This is a genomic window from Dietzia maris (genome assembly GCF_036287335.1).
GTDB classification, from domain to species: Bacteria; Actinomycetota; Actinomycetes; order Mycobacteriales; family Mycobacteriaceae; genus Dietzia; species Dietzia cinnamea.
In genome coordinates, this window is sequence record NZ_CP143053.1 from 2,165,293 (window position 1) to 2,186,179 (window position 20,887).

A 20,887-nucleotide genomic window follows, 5' to 3' on the forward strand; every position below is an offset into this window, starting at 1 on the left:
CCGCGCGTCAGCGCGCGGTGCGCTCCCGCAGGAGGAGCCGGGACAGCGAATCCAGCGCGAACCCCAGCACGCCGATGACCAGGATGACCGCCATGACCTGGTCATAGGCCAGCTGGTCGCGGGCGTTGAGGATCTGGTAGCCCAACCCCGAGCGGACGCCGAGCATCTCCGCGGGCACCAACACGATCCACGCTGTCCCGAGGGCGAGTCGAATGCCCCCGAGAATCGCCGGTTTCACCGCCGGGATGACGACCCGCGTCAGTCGCTCCCACCCGCTGGCGCCCATCGTCCGGGCCACGTCGAGATAACCCGGGTCCATCGCGTGGACGCCGGACGAGGTGGAGAGCATAATCGGCCAGATAGCCGCCGCGGCGACGAGGAAGATCACCGGCTCGTTGCCGATCCCGAAGACCGCGATCGCCACAGGCGCCCACGACAGCGGAGAGATCATCCGGAGGAACTGGACGAGCGGGCCCGCGACCGCCTCGGCGCGCCGACGCAGGCCGAGCCACAGACCGAGTGGGACACCGAGCAGAGCGGCCGTCGCGAGCCCGGCGACCAGCCGGTACAGGCTGACCGCGGCATCGGAGACCAACACCCCACGCTCGAGCAGGTCGCCGAACCCGGACCACGTCTCCGCCGGGGACATGCCTCCGATCACCGGATCATCGGTGACGAGGCCGGAGGTGAGAAGAGCCCAGACCGCGAGGCCCAGGAGCAGGCCCACCACTCCGGCGCCCCAGCGAGCCGCGAGACCCCCTCCCCCGGTACCCCGGCGGCTCCGGCGAGCGCTCGGGGACACCGGCTCGTCCGATCTCCGGTTCACGGCGGCGCTGGTGGCTCCGACCCCGGGGGCACCGGGCCCGGCGATCATCGGGTCGGCCGCCACCGGGTCGGTGCCCGGGTCCGAGGTGGGGTCGGTGCGCGTCATCTAGATCAGCCGTTCGTGTCGGGTCAGCGAGGCGGGGAGGCCGAGGGCGGCGGGCCCGCCGTGGCGGGCTATCGTGGTGCGGACGAACCTGTCGTCGACGAGTTCGTGGTGAACGCCCGCGGGGTCGAGGCCGTCGAGGAAGCGGGTCTCCCCGTCGACGACCGTCGTCCGCATCTGCCTCACCAGTTCGGCGGTGAAACTGGGATACGGATAGGGGTGGAAGTCGATCCGGTTGCGCGCCGGCCCGCCGGTCGGGTCGGGCACGGTACCGGTCATGGCCACGTCGACTGCCTTGGGCGGCTGCGGCAGATAGCTTTTTCCGGACAGGATCGCGGCGGCCGCGGAGCGATCCGCGGTGATCCCGAGCTGCGCCGCCACGGCGGCGTCGACGAGAGCCTGGACGGTGTCCGGACGACTGTCGATGAGTTCCTGGTGTACGACCGTGACGCAGCAGGCGTGATCCCGCCACACCTGATCGAGCAGCATGTACAGTGAACCGACGCCTTGCGCGACCGCACCGGCGTTGAACGGGTCGGCGACGGTGAAAGCCGAGATGGAGCCGGTGGCGAGCGCCGGGATCATGTCCGACGGCCCCATGACGACGAGCTCGACGGTGCCTTCCGACCGGCTCGGGGCCCGTCGCGCCACGGGAGTGAGCCCGTGGGCACGCAATACGCGCTGCAGCAGGATGTTGTGGATCGACCACCAGCCGGGGATCGCCACCTGCGTGCCGGCGAGTTGGCCGATCTCCGTCACGTTCGGCGCGACCGTGATGGCCCCGCCGCCGGTGTGGTTCCAGCTCACCACCTTGACGTCCGCACCGATCACGTACCGGAGCTGGACGGCCGAGGGCATGAGGAGGTGGATGAGGTCCACCTGACGCGTGAGGAACGCCTCCATCAGCGACGACCAGGACCGGAACAACACCGGTCGACCGACGAGGAGCCCCTGCCGATCGAAGTACCCGTCTCCGTGTGCGATGAGCAGAGGCGCGGCGTCGGTGATCGGCAGGTAGCCGATCCGGAGGTCTTCGGTGGCCACACCCCGCGGCGCGGTCGCCGCCGTGACCAGTGAGCCGAGTGCCGCGGCACCGCCGACCGCGCTCGCCCCGACGGCGAGTGCGCCGCCGGCCCTGAGCAGAGCCCGCCGGTCGAGAAGGGGGCCTCGGGCCCCGGGAGAATCAGACATCGTAGCGGAGGTCAGGCGGTCCGGTAGGCGGCGAGAATGCTGTCGCGCAACGTTTGATCCGAATCAGTGACGCCGTGAGAGGGGTTCGTCCATTCCTGCTGCACGCGGCCTGACGAGCCGAGCAGGGCGATGCGGGAGCCCACGACGAGTGCCTCGTCCACGTCGTGCGTCACCATCACCGTGGTGACCCCGAGGTCGGCGGTCACACCCACGAGCCACCGTTGCGAATCAGCCCGGGTGACCGGGTCGAGTGCGCTGAAGGGCTCGTCGAGGAGGAGGATCTCCGGGCGCGTCGCCGCGGCACGGACGACCGCGACCCGCTGCGCCTGCCCGCCCGAGATCTCATCCGGGCGGGAGTCGGCGAGCTCGGCGATGCCGAAATGGTCGAGGAGGCCATCGACGTGTCGGGCGTCGACGCGGCCTCGCAGGGCGCGGAACCGGCCGCCCAGCGCCACGTTCTCCCGCACGGTGAGCCACGGATACAGCAGCGGCTTCTGGAAGACCACGGCGTATGAGTGGCCACCGCTTCCGGTGCCGCCCGAACCGACGCGGAGTTCCCCGCCGGCCGGTTGCTCCAGCCCCGCCAGGAGCCGGAGGAGGGTGGACTTACCGACGCCGGACGGACCGAGGAGGACGAGCGACTCGCCGGACCGGACCTGCAGATCCAGGTCGGTGAACAACGGCCGACCACCGGGCAACCGGTGCTGAAGACCCGTGACGCTGACGGCCACTGGCTTCTCGAGCACCCCGGCCGTCACGGCGCGACCCCGAGCCGGTCGAGCTCCCACCGCAGCTGGGACTGGGAGGGCGACTGCACGGGGAGGAACGCCGCCTCCCTCATGCGACGGTTCGCCGGAGCCGCCTGGGCGTACCCCATCCCCCCGCAGAGGACGGCCTCGAGCCGGGTCGCTGCCGGCGCGATCTCAGCCCCGTCGAGTCTCAGGAGCAGAAGATCCTTCAGCGACGCCTCGTGCGGTGCCGACCCGAGTCGATGAAGTTCGGAATGCATATGCGCATGTCGAGCGGCGAGATCGGTGTGCTCGTCCGAGTAGAAGGCACCGAGTCCCTCGAGCCGCCCCTCGGCCTCGGTCAGCGCCCGGGCGGCCACGCCGGAGCAGAACGCGGCCTGGAGGACCAGGAACTGAGGGCGCACGCCGGACAGGAAGTCGGCGAGGTCTTCGCCGAGCACCTGCTCGTCGGGGACGATCACGCCGTCCAGTCCGATCATCGTCGAGGCGGTGGCGTTGAGTGCCAGGAGATCCGGAGCGTTGCGGATCTCCACGCCGGGCGCGGAGGCGTCGAAGGCGACGACCAGGCTGCGCCCGTCCTCGGTGTTGGCCGCGAGAACGATCGTGCTGTCCGGGTAGACGTTGGACGCCCAGGCGATCGGCCCGTCGATCCGGTAACCACCGTCGACCTTCGTCGCGGAGATCGGGACGTTGCCCAGTCCGACGACCTGTCGCTGGGCTGCGGCCATCCCGGTGACGCCGGGCCGGCCGCCGTCCGCGACGGCCCGGTAGGTCCGGGCCGCCGCGTCGGAGCGGTCGGCCGAGTGCCGCAGGTAGGCGGCGGTCATCCGCTGCGCCCACGCGCCGAACGCGACGGCCAGGCTCTCCGTGGCCACCGCCTCGATGACCGCGGCGGCGACGGAGACCGGCGTGCGGTCCACGTCGAAGAGGCCGAGGTCGGCGAGTGCGGCGATGTCCTGACGCAGATCCGCCTCGTTCCGGTCCAGCGCGGAGGCGCGTGCGGCGACGGAGTCGATCACCGCGACGAGACCCGCCACGTCGACGCTGCCGAACTCACCGGCGGCGAGCCGGGCTCTGGGAGCCCCGAGGTCGTGGGTGATGGTGTCGGTCGCGGAGTGGCTCATGCCAGCTCGTGCAGACGCGAGATGGGGGTGGACACGATCTCACGCGCGCGGACGACGGCGTCGGTGTCCGGGGCGTTGTAGAAGCACAGGCACTTGTCCGTGTCCTCACGAACGTAGGTGCGCAGGAAGGAGACCTCGGGGATCTCCGCGTACTTCGGGGACTTCTCCTTCTTGCGCGTGAGGTAGGTGTCCATGTCGATCTCGGCGGGGATGTCCCACTCGACCAGGTAGCCGGCCTCGGGTCGGGCCGCCTTGATGGTCTCGAGGTCGGTGCCCACGAGGCGCACCTGCGCGGGCTCGGTGACCTCCGCCGCGCCGATCGCGGACGCGTCCAGGGCGGGCGCCTCGACGGAGCAGGCACCGTTCTCGTCGTCAGGGAGCTCGATGACGGTGAAGACGCGGGAGGCGCCCTTGGTCACCTGGGTCTCGATGACCTCGGCGCCGGACCCGGCGAGGGTCGAGGCGAGGGAATCGATCAGCGCGGACGGGTCGGCCTGCTGCTCCGCCGAGGGGGTGACCTCGTAGAGGAAGAGGGTCATCAGAAGTGTTCCTTTCCGGGGCGTCAGCTCGTCGTCGTGCCCCACGGTAGAGAGAACAGACTGTTCTGTCTAACTATTCCCGGGCGGGCTCCCCCCTTTCCAGAGGGCGTTGCGGTGAACACTCGGAGAACGGAGAGCCGGGGACCCGGCAGCACAACTACAGTCGTGTCATGCGTACTGTCTTCCGATCCAAGCTCGACGAGTTCGAGGACCAGCTGATCCGCTTCTGCGAGACCAACACCCGGTTGCTCGAGCGCGCCACCGCCGCCCTGCTCGACTCTGACGAGGTCGCCGCCACAGAGGTGATCGACGGCGCCGCTGAACTGGAGGACCTCCGAGATGTGAGCGAGCAGCACGCCTTCGAACTCCTCCTGCTCGAGGCGCCTGTCGCCGGTGACCTCCGCCAGGTGGTCTCGGGCATCTACATCGTCGAACACTTCACCCGGATGTCCGCGCTCGCCGGCCACATCGCACGAGTGGCCCGCCGCCGGCATCCGCAGGCGGTCGTTCCCGAGCCCGTCGTCCCTGTCATCCGCGAGATGGCCCGCCGCGACGGCGAGATGGCCCGACAGCTCACGACCCTGCTCAGCGACCACGACGCCGACAAGGCGCGGACTCTCGACGACGACGACGAGGCCGTGGACCAACTCCACGCAGACCTCATGAAGGAGATCTCTTCGGAGGACTGGCCGCACGGATCGGTCAGCGCGGTCGACCTGGCACTGCTGGCTCGCTACTACGAGCGCTTCGCCGACCACACCGTGAGCATCGCCAACCGCATCGTCTACCTCGCCACCGGGGAGCGCCCTGACGGCGGCTCACTCTCCCACCTCGAGGACGGCACCGTCCTGGACTGACCGAACCGACCGCAGCGATCCTGGGCCGCGATCACAGGGTCCTCCTCGCCGACCTCGATGACGCCAGGCTCACCGACGCGGTGGACCACCTGAGCGCCCCGGGGTCGCGGCGGACGACGCGGTCTCGCCCGTAGCTCCGACACCGAGATGCGCCGCCTCGAGAGGAAGAGCGGTTCGGGGCGAATGGTCGGCCCGCCTCAGCGGCAGATGGCGCCCGTCGAGGCGGACTGCACCAACTTCGAGTACTTGGCGAGGACGCCGCGGGTGTAGCGCGGCGGCAGGGGCTCCCACCCCTCGCGCCGGGACCGCAGTTCGGACTCGTCCACCAGCAGCTCGAGGGCCCCCTGCGAGACGTCCAGTCGGATCCGGTCGCCGTCCTTCACGAACGCGATCGGTCCACCGTCCACGGCCTCCGGGGCAATGTGGCCGACGCACAGCCCGGTGGTGCCACCCGAGAAGCGCCCGTCGGTCATGAGCAGGACGTCCTTGCCCAGGCCGGCGCCCTTGATCGCACCGGTGATGGCGAGCATCTCACGCATGCCGGGGCCGCCCTTGGGACCCTCGTAGCGGATCACGACGACATCGCCCGCCGTGATGGTCCCGTCCTCGAGGGCGTCCATGGCCGCGCGCTCGCGCTCGAAGACGCGGGCGGTGCCCTCGAAGACATCGGAGTCGAAGCCGGCGGACTTGACCACTGCGCCCTCGGGAGCGAGTGACCCGTGCAGGATCGTGATCCCGCCGGTCGGGTGGATCGGCTCGGACATCGCGCGGAGCACCTTGCCGTCCGGGTCGGGCGGGGCGATGTCGGCGAGATTCTCGGCCACGGTGCGGCCGGTGACGGTGAGGCAGTCACCGTGGAGCAGACCGGCGTCGAGCAGCGCCCGCATGACCACGGGGACGCCGCCGATCTTGTCGACGTCGGTCATGACGTGCGCGCCGAACGGCTTGACGTCGGCCAGGTGCGGGACCGTGGCGCCGATGCGGGCGAAGTCGTCGAGGGTGAGTTCGACCTCGGCCTCGCTGGCGATCGCGAGCAGGTGCAGGACCGCGTTGGTGGACCCGCCGAAGGCCATGACGACGGCGATCGCGTTCTCGAATGCCTCCTTGGTCATGATGTCGCGCGCGGTGATGCCCTTCCGCAGCAGCTCGACCACGGCCTCGCCACTCGCCTTGGCGTAGTCGTCGCGCCGACGGTCCGGGGCCGGCGGCGACGCGCTGCCCGGCAGGGACATGCCCAGCGCCTCGGCGGCGCTCGCCATCGTGTTGGCGGTGTACATGCCGCCGCATGCGCCCTCGCCCGGGCAGATGGACCGCTCGATGGTGTCGACGTCCTCGCGGCTCATCAGACCGCGCGAGCAGGCTCCGACGGCCTCGAAGGCGTCGATGATGGTGACCTGCTTCTCGGTTCCGTCGGAGAGCTTGGCGAAGCCGGGCAGGGTGGACCCGGCGTAGAGGAACACGCTCGCCAGATCCAGCCGCGCGGCGGCCATGAGCATGCCGGGCAGGGATTTGTCGCAGCCGGCGAGCAGCACGGAGCCGTCGAGCCGCTCGGCGCTCATGACGGTCTCGACGCTGTCGGCGATCACCTCACGCGAGACCAGCGAGAAGTGCATCCCCTCGTGGCCCATCGAGATGCCGTCGGACACCGAGATGGTGCCGAACTCCAGCGGGTAACCGCCTCCGGCGTGAGTCCCCTCCTTGACGGCCTTGGCCAGCCGGTCGAGCGAGAGGTTGCACGGGGTGATCTCGTTCCACGAGGAGGCCACACCGATCTGCGGCTTGACCCAGTCGTCGTCGCCCATACCCACCGCGCGGAGCATCCCGCGGGCGGCGGTCTTCTCGAGCCCGTCGGTGACGTCGCGGCTTCGGGGCTTGATGTCGGCCTCGCGGCCGGTGGCCGCGTGTCCTGGGCGAGGCATGTCGGTTCCGGAGCTCATGCGCACAGCCTAGGCATTGTCGGCCCAGCTGCGCGGTCGGCCCCTCCGCCGCGGCCCGACAGACCACCGATCGGGCCGGGGATTCCACACCCGCGGGCCTCGGCGCCGCCCGCAACCCGCCCGTTCATCGGGAGCCGTTCCTGACGACGTCGTACCGGCGCAGCGCCTCGAGACGCTCCTCGGCGTGGTCGACGATCCGCTCCGGATACCCGTGGTCGTGCCCGTCGGGCCACCGCCAGGGCTCGTGCGCGGCCGCCCCGGGTAGATGCCGCAACTCCGGGACCCACCGACGGATGTAGTCACCGTCCGGGTCGAAGCGCTGCCCCTGGGTGACCGGGTTGAAGACGCGGAAGAACGGGGAGGCGTCCGTCCCCGTGCCGGCCACCCACTGCCATCCGTGGTTATTGGAGGCGAGGTCGCCGTCGAGCAGGTGGTCGAGGAAGTGCCGGGCGCCGACCGGCCACCACACGTGGAGGTCTTTGACCAGGAAACTCGCGGTGACCATCCGGACGCGGTTGTGCATCCACCCCTGCGCGACGAGCTGACGCATGCCCGCGTCGACGAACGGGAAGCCCGTCCGGCCCCGTCGCCAGGCCTCGACGAGGTCGTTCACCTCGGGGCCCCGGTCGTAGGGCATGCCGGAGAGGGCGTCACGCAGGTCTCTCCAGGCGGACCGGGGCTGGTGCCACAGGACGTCGGCGTAGAACTCCCGCCACGCGAGTTCGGTGACGAAGCGGCGGGCCCCCTCGCCGTCGGCGGCGGGGTGCGCCGCGAGGTCGGCGAGGATCGTGCGCGGGTGGATCTCTCCGTACTTCAGCGGCGCGGACAGGCGGCTCGTGGTGTCCAGATCGGGTCGGTCGCGCTGCTGTCCGTAGTGCTCGAGGTCGTCCTCGAGGAAGGCCCGCCACCGGGCGAGTGCCGCGGCCTCCCCCGCGTCTCCGGCCGCACCGCGAACCGCGCCACCCGCCGTGTCGCGTCCCCAGCCGTCACCGTCGTCTCCGGGGAGCTCCCCGGCGGGCATAGCCGCCCAGGGGACGTCCCGGGGCGGTCGCCCGGGTTCGGGCCACCCGTGTTCGCGCCACGCGCGCGAGAAGGGGGTGAACACCTGGTACGGACGGCCACTGCCGTTGAGAACGCGACCGGGCCCTACGGCGTACGGCGATCCCGTCTCGACCAGCCGGCGGCCGTCGGCCTCGAGCGCGGCCCGCACCCGTCCGTCCCGCCGCCGCCCGTAGGGCGTGGACTCGCGGCTGACGTGCACCTCGCGCGCACCGGTGAGCGCGGCCAGCCCGGGGATGACGCGGGCTGGGTCGCCGGTTCGCACGACCAGCGCTCCGCCGATGTCGCCCGACAGCGCCGCGATCGAGGCCGCCATTCGGTCGGCTCGCGCCCCGGCCCGGGACAGGAGGGCGGGGTCGCGGACGAAGACGGGCAGCACCTCGTCCCCCGCCTCCACTGCCGCGAGCAGCGCCGGATGGTCCGACAGTCGCAGGTCGCGGCGGAACCACAGTATCGAGATCCCCACGGGGCCTCCCTCATCGGCGCTCGCGGCGGGTCGACCGGGACCCGCCGTCGTGACCCCCGAGTGTGGCAGAAGCGCGGCCCCTCGTCGCGCCGGCGGACGCTCGCCCGCAGGAAGACGAACAGGAGCCGCTCCGGTGAGTCCGGCGACCCTAGTGCGCGTGGGCCGGGAAGTGGGGCACCACGTACTCGGCCAGCTCGGCGATCACCTCGCCGACCGGGCGCCGGCAGGCCCCCAGGCCCAGCTGCACGTGGTTGACCCCGATCCCCCTCAGGTCCTCGAGGTGGTCGACCAGCCTGCGCCGGCCGATCCGGAAACCGAAGCTGATCGGGGAGGCGGACTCATCCGGGTCCTCCGCGAGGTCGATCTGCAGCGACTGCGCGAAGGGTTTGAACACCTCGCCGTCGTTCCTCTCGCCGTCGCGCCTCTCATCGCCGGCCGCGGCGGCGGCCACCGCGTCCCTCCACTGCGCGGCGGTGCGCCGCTGGGCGTCGAAGTCGCGCGGGTAGGTCATCCACCCGTCCCCGTGCGCCGCGAGGTAGGCCACGCTCTGCTGACACGATCCGATCATGATCACCGGGACCGACGCGGCGGTGGGCTTGGGCACCACGTCGGCGCTGTGCATCCATCCGCCGGACCACCGGATCCCGCGCATCTCGGTGGTCAGCGCGTGTGTCATCACGCGGAGGTTCTCGCGGAACCGCTCACCGCGCTCGCCCTGCTCGAGGCCGAACGCGCGGAACTCCTCGGGCCTGTCGCCGGACGCCAATCCCAGCAGGAACCGTCCGCCCGACAGCCGGTCGACGCTGGCCGCGGACTTGGCCACATGCAGTGGGTGCCGCACCGGCAGGACGATGCCCGCGGTGCCCAGCGCGATCCGCGAAGTGTGGGCGGCGATGTGGGTGAGGTAGATCCACGGATCGTAGACCTGACCGACGTCGCCGAAGGACGGCACGCGCAGCGGGATGTCACGGACGTAGAGGGCGGCGAACCCGCCGGCTTCGGCGGCCCGGGCGAGGCGCACCTGGGCCGCCGGGTCGTGGACGTCGTCGCTGTCGGTCCGACTCCGCATCGGGAACCCCAGGCCGAGCGTGAGTCGGCCGGGCGCGTAGGTGCGCCGGAACCCCGGCAGGGCGCGGGGGTCACCGTCGGAGCGGGTGCACGGCGAGGAGGTCATGGCTTCCACCTTGGCACGGGCGGCACGGCGGGCCGAACGCCCACGGTCACCCGGTGCCGCCACGCCGGGCGACACCGCCTGCCGGCCCGGCCGCGGAGCCCTACTCGACCGAACTCGTCTCCCTCTTCTGGATCGCGATGGTGGTGTGGGCCGCGCCTCGCGTCTGCGCGGGTACGGCGACGACGACGAGGCCGGCTCTCGTCGCGAACGGCGCAGCTCGCGCCGGGGACGGGCGGGCCGAGACCTACCTGTGCCGGTAGGCGGGCGCCGGCCGGGCGGGCAGCGTGGTCGCGGGGAGCAGCAACTCTGGGCCACGGGCCATGAGCACGCCGGCGAGCAGCGCGCCGAGTCCGCCCGCCGCCAAGTCCCCGACGGTGTCCTCGTAGGTCACGTAGATCTCGTCTGCGAGGTAGGCGTAGCCGAACCACTCCACCATCTCCCACATCGCGCCCAGCGCGAGCCCGAACGCCGTGGTGAGCACGACCGCGCCGGTGACGGTGAACCCGCGGGCACCCGGCGCCCGCACGATCCCGCGGTGTGCGCAGAACACGTACGCCACCACCGACAGGGCGCCGGCCACGAAGAAGTGGATCGGGATGTCCCACCACCAGACGGTTCGGTAGAGGTCCACGACGTTGCTCCACGCCGCCACGAGCAGCGTGGCCGACACGGCGGCGTCCGCCCAGGCGCGCATGCCGAGGAACCGGGGCAGCATGAGCCCGGGCAGGGCGAAGGCCACGATGGCGGCGTCGGTGAGCCCGTGGAACAGCAGAGCCGAGGCCACGCTGAGGACGCCCAGCACGCGCAGGGCGTCCGCCACCCTCTGGGCTGCGCTCCCGGCGGGGCGCAGGAAGTCGTCGATCACGTCCGCCGGGCTCCTCCCTCTTTTCGCGTCCCGTCTCGCAGCCCATTGTGCGCCTCGTCGTCCGGACCGGTCGGGTGCACCACGGCGTGCACCGGGAGATGGTCCGAGGGCCACCCGCCTTCGTGGCGGAGCGGGTTGATCGCGACGTCGGTGACCGCGAGGTCAGGAGTGGTGAGTATCCAGTCGATCCGGGCGCCATCCCGTCGCGGCCGCCGGTAGTCGGCGTAGGTGCCCCACTGCTCGCTGTGCCGGGCTCGGGCGACCCGCCAACTGTCCACCAGTGTCCCCTCCGAGGAAAGTGCGCGCACGGCCGGGCTCGACGATCCCGCGTTGAGATCCCCGGTCACGACGGCCGGCAGGCCCCGTGCGGCCACCACCTCCAGGAGGGCACGGGCGGAGCGCAGCCGGGACCGGCCGGACAGCGGGTCGAGGTGTGTGTTGACCACCAGCAGGTCGTGACCGGTGACCCGGTCGCGAAGGTGCACCTCGACCATCACCCGGGGGAACAGGTTGCCCCAGGACACCGACCCGGCAGGGTGAGGCGTGTCCGACAGGGCGGACTGTTCCCAGCCCAGCAGCTCGAGACGGGTCGCGTCGAAGAAGATCGGACACGCCTCTCCCCCGCCGTCCGCCGAGCGGCCGCGACCGACGTGGTCGTAGCCCGGGCCGAGGGCCTCGAGCACGGTGGCGAATTGTCGGGCGGCCACCTCCTGCGCGCACAGAACGGTCGGCCGCTCGGATGTGAGAAGCGCCCGCACGCGCGGCGCCCGGTGATGCCACCGGTCCGCCGGCCGAGTGAGCGCAGCGGGCACCGGCCGCCGGATGTTCCACGTCATGACGTGCAGGCCGGGCGCGGGCACCGGGCCGACCCGCGGCGGGTCCCCGCCGACGGCTCGGTGGCGGAGTCCGACCCGGCCTCGCGCTGCGCCATCTCCCCACCCCACACCGTTCTCGCCTCCGCAACGCTCCTGCCGGGCGACCTCCACCCTATTCGGCGCGCGGCCCGCTGCGGACCGGTCGCAACCGTGACACGATCCTCCCGTGGATCAACACTCGCCGGTCGGACAGCAGTGCGTGGAGTGTCTGCGGGCCGCGCGGGTGTTCTTCTCCGCGGTCGTCCGCCGCGCCGGGGTCGGGCCCGAGCACATCATGTACGTCCCGAGCCTTCTCGACAACGACTTCCTGCCGGCGCGGGCGGTCACCGGACAGGACGTGTGACCGTGCCCGCACCGCCGCCTCTACCGGTCCGGGACGGCGTCAGCCCCACCCGGTTGCGCGTCCCCGCCGACGGCCCGTGGGCGGGCATCGCCGAGTACATCGAGGCGAGGTTCGACCACCTCGACCCGGGCGAGCTGCGGCGCCGGGTCTCCGCCGGCGAGATCGTCGGCGCCGACGGCCGGGCGATCGACCACGAGACCCCGCTGGGCACGCACGAGTTCGTCTGGTACCACCGCGACCTGCCCGACGAGCCCGCCCTGCCCCACCGGGAGGAGATCCTGTACCGGGACGGCCACCTCGTCGTCGTCGACAAACCGCACTTCCTCCCCACCACCCCCTCCGGCCACTTCCTCCGCGAGACCGCGCTGGTCCGGCTGCGCACCCGCCTGGGCAACGACGACATCACGCCGATCCACCGCCTCGACCGCGAGACCGCCGGGGTGGTCATGTTCTCCGCCCGCGCCGACACCCGCGGTGCCTACCAGTCCATGTTCGAGCGGCGAGAGGTCACCAAGGTCTACGAGGCCGTCTCCGCGCGCCCATCCGGATGGGACCCGGCCGCGCCGACCCTCGGCGGCCACCCGGTGCCCGTCACCCACCGGGCGCACATCCGGTCGCGGCGCGGCGAGCTGCGCGTCACCCTCCACCCCGACCTACCGCCCAACTCCGAGACCCTCGTCGACGTGCTCGGCACCGGGCACAGCGCCTCGGGGCGGCCCGTCGTCCAGACTCTCCTACGGCCGCGCACGGGGCGGCTCCACCAACTGCGCGTGCACCTCGCCGCGCTGGGGATCGGCATCCTCGGCGACCGGCGCTATCCCGACCTGCTGCCCGAGGCCCCCGACGACCCCGACCTGCCGCTGCAGCTCCTCGCCCGCGAGCTCTTGTTCACCGACCCCGTCACCGGCGAGCCCCGACGGTTCGTCACGCGCCGGTCCCTGGCGCACGCCCCCGTCAGCGGCGCCGCCGGAACGTCAGGTGCGTGACGCCGCTGGGCGGTCAGCAGGTCGGCGTGGGCGCCGCACCGGCCCAGCGGTCGAGGGTCCACTGCACCAACTGCGGCGTGAGCGGCGAGTCGGCGGCGACCAGGCCCATGTGGTCCAGCCCCGGGTAGGTGCGGTAGTCGATAGGATCGCCCGCGGCGCACCGACCGGCGACCCAGTTCTCCTGCATCGTCGGCGTCACGAGCGGATCGGCCAGGCCCTGCGCGACGAGGACGGGCGCCGGCCACGGGCCGGTCGGCGAGTTCTCCCGCAGCCGGTCGCCGAGCCCGCCCTCGAGGACCGAGTCCGGGAAGACCTGCTCGGGGATCTGCGTCCCGCGCAGGAGTGCGGCGATGACGTCCTTCTCGTTGAAACACAGGTCAGAGATCTTCTCCACGCCGTGCGCCGTGCCCGGGTTGAGGTGGCCGGACAGGTCGAGTTCCGGGTAGATCTCGTTCCACGACGTGGCGATGTAGGCCGAGACGGTCTTTCCGCCGACACTGTCCTTGTCCTCGTCGGCCAGCCGGTACAGGTCGCTGGCCGGCGCCATGCCCGCGATCCCGCGCAGTGTCGGCTCGGGCGCGTAGTCACCGGCGATCTGCCCGGTCCAGAGCGCTCCGTGACCGCCCTGCGAGTGGCCCCACGCCACGGTGTCGGTGCTCAGGTCCAGCCCGTCGAGCTGCTGCGCGGCTCGGGAGGCGTCGAGCACGTTGCGCGCCTCGGCCCGCCCCACCAGGTATGGGTGCATGCCGGCCGTGCCCAGGCCCACGTAGTCGGAGATGACGCCGGCCCACCCGTGCTCGGTGACCATCTGCTCGAGGGCGGCGGCGGCGCCGTCCGCGAACGGGGTCGGGCTCATGGACGGGGCGCAGCGCGGCACGATGCCCGCCGTCCCGTGGGCGATGCTCAGCAGGGGCAGCTCGTCGCCGCCCCGGTCGGCCGGCGCGATCGCCACACCGCTGGCCACCGTCACCGTGTCGTCCGGCCGGGTGGTCGTGTAGAGGATCCGCCAGGCGTCGGCGCCGTCCGGCACGCCGGTAGTGAGGGTTTCGGCGCGCAGGAGCACCCCGGGCTCGTCGAGCAGCGACTCTACCGCCGTATAGAAGGCGTCGGGTTCGGGCCGGTCGTCACCCCTGAACAGGACCGCGCTGCCGATCGCCAGGGCGAGTACGAGCAGGAACACCACGACCGCCGCCGCCGTCCTCGCCCACCTGCCCACACGTTCGCGGCCTGCGCGCATGCGGGCGCGGGGACGTTCCACGACGAGCTCGATCAGCCCGCGCAGCCCGACGAACACCAGCCACGCACCCACGGCGTAGCGGATCAGCTCGATCGCGAGCACCGGCCACACCAGACACAACAGGCCCAGCAGGATCGCCGCGGCGCCGCTGAAAAGGCCGGCCACCCGCCGGTCGGCGCTGCCGCGCCAGGCCGCGGCGACGGTGTGGACCCCGTGCGCCACCAGGGCGGCGACCATCACCCACAGCAGAGTGCGGATGCTCGCCGTGCGCCACGCGAGCACCACGATCCCGGCCACGACGGCGGCGAGCCCTATCGCGATGCGTGTCCACCGCCCGGAGTGGCCGGCACCGTCGACGCCGGTGACCGTGGCGAATCCGACGACGACGAGTCCCACCCCCGCCAGCGTGACCATCACCGGCATGCCGAGGTGGACGAGGATCAACACCACGCCCAGGGCGACGGACGCCAGGGCAAGAAGGGCGCCGAGTACCCGCCGTCCGCGGTCGGTGTGCTTATCGGTGTGCTGGTCGGCCGTGTCGTGCAAGATCCGTCTCATCGGGTGCGTCCTCGGGCCGACCTCTACCGGCGTATACGGCCTCCGGTAAGGAAACTATCCCGAGGCCCCGCGCGGGAGACTCCGAACCGCGCGTTCTCACCCGTCGACGTCGGCTGTTCTCACCCGTCGACGTCACCCAGATGGTGTTCGACGTCGTGCACGATGTACTGGCACAGGGAGGCGATGGTGAACACGTAGCCGTCGCCGCGTCGACCGGTCCTGTCACGATCCGCGGGGCCGACGCGGTCTAGGATCTGCAGCGTCCGGGAGGTGGCGGCGTCGAGTCGGTGCGCGAGATCGGCCGGGTTGCTGCGCCAGTATCCGTGCTCGACGACCGCCGCCTCGCCGTCGAAGTCGTCGTACGTCGGCTCGGCGCGGTCGAGCATCGCCTCTATGCGGTCCCCCAGGACCTCGATGAGGTCACGGCAGTGGCCCGCGTACTCCAGCGGCGACCACACCCGCGGCGACGGTCGCCGCTCCACCCTGGGCCGCCGCAGGACGGCGAGCCACCGGTCGCGGGCGGACGCCAGACGGTCGCTCGTGGTGGCCGGGTCGTGAGGCCGGTAGCCGCACTCGTCGCAGCCCGACTCGAGTACGGTCGTCCAGTCCTTGGTGTCCGGCAGCGAGGGTTCGGGAGGCGTGTCCATACCTCCACCGTCTCACCGTCCCGGCGGGCCCGCGGCCGGATCGGGCTAGGTCGGCGACGTCAGCCGTTCGCGGGGAGCCAGTCGGCGAACCGGTCCGTGGAGACCTCGGCGAGCCACATCTGCCAGAGCGGGCCGAAGGACACCCGGCGCACGCCGAGCTTCTTGAGGGCCGCCAGGTCGCCGGCGCCGTGTCCCTTCACCGGATGGGCGGTCGCGTTGACGGGGATCGTCACCGCCTGCACGAGACGCGTCAGCTGGTCGGCGCTCGTCACGCCCACCGGGTACACAGATCGCGCTCCGGCATCCTCCATGAGCGTGATGCGGGCCTCGGCCTCCGCCACCGGGTCCGGGAAGACGTCCGTCCCCAGCTTGACGGCATCGGTGCGTCCGTTGATGACGAACGGGACCCCGGCGTCATCGGCCGCGCGGCGGGCGGCGGCGATGTAGTCGGCGTGCTCCTGACGGTCGCGGACGCGCTTGCCCTCGCGGTGTACGACGTCCTCGATGTTCGCGCCGACGGCGCCGGCCTCGAGCAGGCGGGTGATCAACTCGGCAGGGTCGAGACCGTAGCCGGACTCGACGTCCGCGCTGACGGGGACGGACACCGCGTCCGTGATGCGCTTGACCACGCGCAGGTACTCGGAGGAGTCCATCTTCTCCCCGTCCGCGCTGCCGATGGCGTCGGCGACGGGGTGGCTACCCACCGTCAGGCCCTTGAAGCCGGCGTCGGCGGCGACCCTGGCGCTCCAGGTGTCCCACACGGTCGGCAGAACGGCCAGTTCACCCGATTGATGGAGCTCGGCCAGCGTGGTTGCTCGTGCGCGTACGTCGGGCATCTCGATCCTCCTCAGAGCGTGGGCTTTCGTCCCCCGACCCTACGCCGGTGGCCCGGCCCGCGGATCACCGTAGAGTGACCCGCATCACACACCGGCACGCGTACCCCGGAGGTCACCATGAACCACGTCTACAGCGTCACCGAGATCGTCGGCTCCTCGCCGGACGGAACGGACCAGGCCATCGCCAACGCGGTCGCGGAGGCGTCCAAGACCCTGCGGAACCTCGAGTGGTTCGAGGTCCAGTCCGTCCGCGGCAAGCTCGACGGCGGCACTGTCGCCCACTACCAGGTGACCATCAAGGTGGGGTTCCGGCACGAGTCCTGACCAGACGCTTCCGGCCGCCACCGGGTTCCCGCGGATTCCGCTGTCCACAGGGCGTTCCGGCGGCTCCACAGAACGCGTCGCGGGGCTGTCGCCGAACTTCGGGCCCGCCGAGACTCGGGGCATGAGATTCGAGGACCTCCCCGACAACTGGAACACACTCCCGCTCGACGACGCCCCGCTCGCCGCCGGCGTGATCGACCTCGTCATCGGTCACCACGACCGCGGCCGGAACACGATGCTCATCCTCCCGTGCGACGAACACGATGTCGGCCTCCCCGCCCCCATCCTCATCAGCGACGTGGACTGGCTGTGCACGTCGCACGAGCGCCGCGACGCGATGGCCGTCCTTCCCGCCATCGCGTCGCCCGGGTTCGTCGTCGGACTGTCCGCGAGGCGCCGCCTCCCCGACAAGGTGGTGCGGGGCTGGTTGCGGACGATCGAGGACGAGCTGGACGCCACGGGACAGGCGCTCCTGGCGCTGGGGGTGGCGGACGTGGACACCGTGGAGATTGTCGGTGGCCGCGCCGCGCGCAACGGGAGCCGCGCGTGAGCGGGCCGGCGCGCGGCCGAGTGAGCGGCGCGTGAGCGGGCGGGGCGCGGCCGGATGAGCGGCCTCTGACCGCCGCTCGCGGATGACAGGGACCCGGCATCCCGCCGGTAACATCGACCCTCGTGCCCGACAACTCACAGACCCCGGGAACGGGCAGCATCGTCGACTACTCGGCGCTTCCCGGGCCGGGCGGCCGCCGGTCGAAGCTGCCCGCCGTCGACTCACCGCGGTGGACACTCAAGGTGGCGCTGTCCCAGCGTCCCTGGAGCTTCATCGCCTCCGGCGGCATGGCCGTGGGATTCCTCTGCAACGGGCTCACCCCCGTCGTCGTGGGCCGTGCGGTCGACGACGCGATCGCCACCGGCCGCCTGAACCGGCTCTGGCTCTGGATCGGCGCGCTCGCCTGCGTGTTCCTGGTGGCGATGGTCGCCAACTGGACCGCCCGCTTCATGTTGGTCCGCAGTCAGCAGCTCGTCAGCCACGACCTTCGCACCGCGGTCACCGACCGCATCCAGGACCCGCGCGGGTTCGCGGGCCGGGAACGCACCGCGGGCGGCCTGCTGTCCATCGCCTCGTCGGACACCACGCGCGTCGGGGACATCGTCATGATGACCGTGATGCCCGTCGCCGAGGCGGCGGCCATCACATACGGCGCGGCGATGATGTTCACGATCAACCCGTGGTTGAGCCTGGCCACCCTGGTCGGCGGCCCGGTGTTGGTCATCGTGGCGCTCCGGGTGGCGCGGCCGCTGCAGCGCCGGTCGGTGGCGCGTCAGCAGGCCATCGCCCAGGCCGCGGCCACCGCGACCGACGTGGTGCAGGGGTTGCGGATCCTCAAGGGCCTGGGTGCCATCGTCACCGTCCGGAAGCGCTACGACGAGGTGTCGGACGACGCCTACCTCAAGACCGTTCACGCCGACGCCGCCGAGGCACGACTCAACGGCGTCACCGAGGCGACCGGGGCCGTCTTCGTGTCCACGCTCGGCATCGCGGCGGGCGCGTTGGCGCTCGCCGGGCACGTCACCATCGGCGAGCTGATCACGGTGGTCGGCCTCACCCAGTTCCTCGTGGTCCCCATGACCATGTTCGGCCGCAACATCGCCTCCCGCTGGGCGTCGGCGGAGGCGTCCGGCCGGAGGATACGGGAGGTGCTCGGCGCGGACTTCGAGCGCATCTCGGAGGCCGACGCCGCCACCACGGAGCGGTTCATCCGCGCCCTTCCGTCAGGCCTGACGGTCGTCGACGGCACCGACTCCGAGCTGATCCGCCTCCTCGAGTCTCTGCCCCGCACGCGGGTGGCGGTCGTGCCCCACGCCGCCGACCTGTTCGACGGCAGCGTGGCGGACAACGTCCACCGCGATCGCGCGGTGGCCGAACACGCCCTGCGGGTCGCCTGCTGCGACGACATCCCCGACGGCCCCGACAAGCGGGTCGGTGAGAGCGGGCGGATGCTCTCGGGTGGCCAACGGCAGCGTGTCGCCCTCGCCCGCGCCGTCGCGTTCGACCCGGAGGTGCTCGTGTTGCAGGACCCCACCACCGCGGTGGACTCGGTGACCGAGCAGAACCTCGCGGACAACATCGCCCGGGAGCGGGCCGGGAAGACCACGATCGTCGTCAGCCAGGCGCCGGCGTGGAACGCCGTGGCGGACGCGCGGCTGAGCGCGCGGCAGCTGCGCGAGACCGCCGAGGGGCTGCTCGTGGGGGCCGAGGGATGACGACGACGAGTTCGACACGACCCGTGAAGACCGACACCGCCCTCCGGTTCCCAGTCGCCTCTGCGGGCCAGGTCCGTCGCGAGGTGGCCCGGCAGCTCTCCCGGGTCCGCCACGCCCGGCGGTGGCTGGTGGTGGCGTTGATCCTGCTGAGTCTCGGGGCAACCGCGGGCGTGCTCATCCCCCAGCTGATGGGCCGGATCGTGGACCTGGTCTCCGGTGAGCGCGGGGGGGCACTGTGGCAGATCGGCGGACTGCTGTTGGTCGCGGCCGTCGGCGGCGCGGCGCTCAGCGCGTCCGGCTTCTACCTGGTGGCCCGGTTGTCCGAGCGGGTGATCGCCAACCTGCGCCAGGACATGGTCGGCACCGCGCTCGGACTGCCCACCCACCGGGTGGAGGACGCGGGCTCCGGCGACCTCGTCAGCCGGTCCACCGATGACGTGGCCGAACTGTCCTCCGCGGTCACCGAGACCGTCCCGACGCTGTCCACCTCGGCCCTGACGGTCGTGGCGACCGTGATCGCGCTGTTCGCCCTGGACTGGCAGTTCCTCGTCGTCCCCCTCGTAGTCGCGCCCCTCTATTACGTCGCCGCGCGCCGGTACCTCGGCAAGGCCCCGGGCCGCTACGCCGCGGAACGCGCGGCGATGGCCGAGCGGGCGCGACGGGTCCTCGAGGCCATCCGTGGCCGGGCGACCGTACGCGCGTTCTCGCTCGAGGGCCGGATGCACAACCGGATCGCCAACGCCTCCTGGGACGTGGTGCGCAAGGGCATCCGGGCCCGCACGACGATGCTCGTGCTCAACGTCTGGATGCTGGTGGGCGAGTTCCTCATGCTCGCGATCGCTCTCACGGTGGGCTACCACCTCGTCGCCACCGGCGCCCTCACCGTGGGCGCGGTGACCGGGGCGGTGCTCATGATCATCCGCCTGCGGGGTCCGCTCATGACCTTCATGCGCATCCTAGACGTGGTCCAGTCGGGCTACGCGTCGCTGTCCCGGATCGTCGGCGTGGTGGTGGACCCGCCCGTGCCGGTGCCCGACAGCGGTGCCGAGCCGCCGCAGGGCCGGGTCGAGCTGCGCGGTGTGAGCTTCAGCTACGGCGGCTCGTGGGCGGTGCGCGACATCAGCTTCTCCATTGAACCGGGGCGGACCGTCGCGATCGTCGGTGCGTCGGGCGCCGGCAAGACGACGGTTGCCGCTCTACTGGCGGGCCTCCTGGTCCCGGATGCCGGCGAGGTGCTCGTCGACGGCCACCCGGTGTCGTCGCTGTCCGACCGCGAGCGCATCGCCCGTCTGGCCACCGTCAGCCAGGAGGTCCATGTGTTCTCGGGGACCTTGCGCCAGGACCTCACCCTGGCCAGACCGGAGGCCACTGACGACGAGCTGCTCGACGCGCTGCGCCGGGTCAACGCCACCGCGTGGTTCGAGCGGCTGCCGGAGGGGCTCGACACGGTCGTCGGGGCGCGCGGGCTCCAACTGGATCCGGTCGCCGCGCAGCAGCTGGCCCTGGCCCGCGTCCTCCTGCTCGATCCGGCCGTCATCGTCATGGACGAGGCCACGGCCGAGGCCGGCTCGGCGGGCGCGGAGGCGCTGGAGCGTGCGGCCGACGAGGTCACCCGCGACAGGTCCGCCCTGGTGATCGCCCACCGGCTCGATCAGGCCTCTCGGGCGGACACCATCCTCGTGATGGACTCCGGACGGATCGTCGAGCGCGGCACCCACGACGACCTCGTCGCCCACGGCGGGATCTACCACCGACTATGGACCGCCTGGTCCGCCGGCCGGCGGGCGACCGCCGTGGACAGCGCCCCGGACCCGGCCTAGAACGGGCCCGACCGGGGTGGGCGACGTCGGGAAACCCGGCGAGCGAGCGCCAGTTGGACCACACTGCAGGGGAGGCCGCCTCGATTCCCGGGCCGTACGCACGGAAC

Annotated in this window: 20 protein-coding genes; 7 read left to right on the forward strand and 13 right to left on the reverse strand. The window is 71.9% G+C overall.

The genetic code is table 11. The annotated features are described in order from the left end of the window. Nucleotides 1-7 precede the first annotated feature (7 nt). Genes VYL96_RS09970 through VYL96_RS09990 form a run of 5 tightly spaced genes read right to left on the reverse strand, consistent with a single transcriptional unit; the run spans nucleotide 8 to nucleotide 4,531 of the window. Nucleotides 8-931: an ABC transporter permease gene (locus VYL96_RS09970; RefSeq protein ID WP_329437124.1), complete on the reverse strand. Its 924-nt coding sequence runs from the start codon at nucleotides 929-931 to the stop codon at nucleotides 8-10. After that, the gene (locus VYL96_RS09975; protein WP_131885562.1) at nucleotides 932-2,119 is read right to left on the reverse strand and encodes an ABC transporter substrate-binding protein; all 1,188 of its coding nucleotides are present in this window, start codon (nucleotides 2,117-2,119) and stop codon (nucleotides 932-934) included. Between the two features lie 11 nt (nucleotides 2,120-2,130). Further along, nucleotides 2,131-2,817 (reverse strand): ABC transporter ATP-binding protein, encoded by a 687-nt coding sequence (locus VYL96_RS09980; protein WP_375544732.1) that lies wholly within the window; start codon nucleotides 2,815-2,817, stop codon nucleotides 2,131-2,133. A 56-nt stretch (nucleotides 2,818-2,873) separates the two neighbouring features. Beyond that, on the reverse strand, nucleotides 2,874-3,992 hold the full coding sequence (locus tag VYL96_RS09985; RefSeq protein WP_243699646.1) for an acyl-CoA dehydrogenase family protein: 1,119 nt from the start codon (nucleotides 3,990-3,992) through the stop codon (nucleotides 2,874-2,876). Continuing rightward, nucleotides 3,989-4,531: a DUF4242 domain-containing protein gene (locus tag VYL96_RS09990; RefSeq protein WP_131885560.1), complete on the reverse strand. Its 543-nt coding sequence runs from the start codon at nucleotides 4,529-4,531 to the stop codon at nucleotides 3,989-3,991. Before VYL96_RS09990 ends, VYL96_RS09985 begins: the two co-directional genes overlap by 4 nt. Before the next feature lie 170 nt (nucleotides 4,532-4,701). Between VYL96_RS09990 and VYL96_RS09995 the strand changes: the two genes are divergently transcribed. Further along, on the forward strand, nucleotides 4,702-5,388 hold the full coding sequence (locus VYL96_RS09995; RefSeq protein ID WP_131885558.1) for a phosphate signaling complex PhoU family protein: 687 nt from the start codon (nucleotides 4,702-4,704) through the stop codon (nucleotides 5,386-5,388). Nucleotides 5,389-5,585: 197 nt separating this feature from the next. Here the strand turns inward: VYL96_RS09995 and ilvD are convergent, their stop codons facing one another. The 5 genes from ilvD to VYL96_RS10020 all read right to left on the reverse strand — a co-directional run bounded on the left by ilvD (nucleotide 5,586) and on the right by VYL96_RS10020 (nucleotide 11,725). Then, nucleotides 5,586-7,325 (reverse strand): dihydroxy-acid dehydratase, encoded by a 1,740-nt coding sequence (ilvD, locus tag VYL96_RS10000; RefSeq protein WP_243699645.1) that lies wholly within the window; start codon nucleotides 7,323-7,325, stop codon nucleotides 5,586-5,588. 124 nt (nucleotides 7,326-7,449) lie between these two features. After that, nucleotides 7,450-8,844 carry a cryptochrome/photolyase family protein gene (locus VYL96_RS10005; protein WP_207913558.1) on the reverse strand — a complete coding sequence of 465 codons (1,395 nt, stop codon included), beginning with the start codon at nucleotides 8,842-8,844 and terminating at the stop codon, nucleotides 7,450-7,452. A gap of 154 nt (nucleotides 8,845-8,998) precedes the next feature. Then, nucleotides 8,999-10,024 carry an LLM class oxidoreductase gene (locus VYL96_RS10010; protein ID WP_131885554.1) on the reverse strand — a complete coding sequence of 342 codons (1,026 nt, stop codon included), beginning with the start codon at nucleotides 10,022-10,024 and terminating at the stop codon, nucleotides 8,999-9,001. Nucleotides 10,025-10,268: 244 nt separating this feature from the next. After that, the gene (locus VYL96_RS10015; RefSeq protein WP_131885550.1) at nucleotides 10,269-10,889 is read right to left on the reverse strand and encodes a DUF2238 domain-containing protein; all 621 of its coding nucleotides are present in this window, start codon (nucleotides 10,887-10,889) and stop codon (nucleotides 10,269-10,271) included. Then, nucleotides 10,886-11,725: an endonuclease/exonuclease/phosphatase family protein gene (locus tag VYL96_RS10020; RefSeq protein ID WP_131885584.1), complete on the reverse strand. Its 840-nt coding sequence runs from the start codon at nucleotides 11,723-11,725 to the stop codon at nucleotides 10,886-10,888. The genes VYL96_RS10015 and VYL96_RS10020 overlap by 4 nt, the downstream gene beginning before the upstream one ends. A 205-nt stretch (nucleotides 11,726-11,930) precedes the next feature. Between VYL96_RS10020 and VYL96_RS10025 the strand changes: the two genes are divergently transcribed. Together VYL96_RS10025 and VYL96_RS10030 are read left to right on the forward strand one after the other, a co-directional pair. After that, a complete protein-coding gene (locus VYL96_RS10025) occupies nucleotides 11,931-12,107 on the forward strand; it encodes an HAD family hydrolase (RefSeq protein ID WP_007629969.1) in 177 nt (58 codons plus the stop codon). Next, nucleotides 12,104-13,093 (forward strand): pseudouridine synthase, encoded by a 990-nt coding sequence (locus VYL96_RS10030; RefSeq protein WP_131885548.1) that lies wholly within the window; start codon nucleotides 12,104-12,106, stop codon nucleotides 13,091-13,093. Before VYL96_RS10025 ends, VYL96_RS10030 begins: the two co-directional genes overlap by 4 nt. 13 nt (nucleotides 13,094-13,106) lie before the next feature. Here the strand turns inward: VYL96_RS10030 and VYL96_RS10035 are convergent, their stop codons facing one another. From VYL96_RS10035 to VYL96_RS10045, 3 genes are all read right to left on the reverse strand, one after another. Further along, nucleotides 13,107-14,888 carry a lipase family protein gene (locus VYL96_RS10035; protein WP_131885546.1) on the reverse strand — a complete coding sequence of 594 codons (1,782 nt, stop codon included), beginning with the start codon at nucleotides 14,886-14,888 and terminating at the stop codon, nucleotides 13,107-13,109. A gap of 119 nt (nucleotides 14,889-15,007) precedes the next feature. After that, nucleotides 15,008-15,535 carry a DinB family protein gene (locus tag VYL96_RS10040; protein WP_131885544.1) on the reverse strand — a complete coding sequence of 176 codons (528 nt, stop codon included), beginning with the start codon at nucleotides 15,533-15,535 and terminating at the stop codon, nucleotides 15,008-15,010. Between the two features lie 59 nt (nucleotides 15,536-15,594). Further along, nucleotides 15,595-16,371: an isocitrate lyase/PEP mutase family protein gene (locus VYL96_RS10045; protein ID WP_131885542.1), complete on the reverse strand. Its 777-nt coding sequence runs from the start codon at nucleotides 16,369-16,371 to the stop codon at nucleotides 15,595-15,597. Nucleotides 16,372-16,488: 117 nt separating this feature from the next. On the opposite strand from VYL96_RS10045, the gene VYL96_RS10050 reads away from it, so the two are divergent. The 4 genes from VYL96_RS10050 to VYL96_RS10065 all read left to right on the forward strand — a co-directional run bounded on the left by VYL96_RS10050 (nucleotide 16,489) and on the right by VYL96_RS10065 (nucleotide 20,780). Further along, nucleotides 16,489-16,695, forward strand: coding sequence for a dodecin (locus VYL96_RS10050; protein ID WP_131885533.1), 207 nt, complete (start codon nucleotides 16,489-16,491; stop codon nucleotides 16,693-16,695). Nucleotides 16,696-16,816: 121 nt separating this feature from the next. After that, nucleotides 16,817-17,245 (forward strand): hypothetical protein, encoded by a 429-nt coding sequence (locus VYL96_RS10055; RefSeq protein WP_063972020.1) that lies wholly within the window; start codon nucleotides 16,817-16,819, stop codon nucleotides 17,243-17,245. Nucleotides 17,246-17,367: 122 nt separating this feature from the next. Beyond that, nucleotides 17,368-18,960: an ABC transporter transmembrane domain-containing protein gene (locus VYL96_RS10060; protein WP_131885531.1), complete on the forward strand. Its 1,593-nt coding sequence runs from the start codon at nucleotides 17,368-17,370 to the stop codon at nucleotides 18,958-18,960. Further along, nucleotides 18,957-20,780 carry an ABC transporter ATP-binding protein gene (locus VYL96_RS10065; RefSeq protein ID WP_131885529.1) on the forward strand — a complete coding sequence of 608 codons (1,824 nt, stop codon included), beginning with the start codon at nucleotides 18,957-18,959 and terminating at the stop codon, nucleotides 20,778-20,780. Before VYL96_RS10060 ends, VYL96_RS10065 begins: the two co-directional genes overlap by 4 nt. Nucleotides 20,781-20,887: the final 107 nt, after the last annotated feature.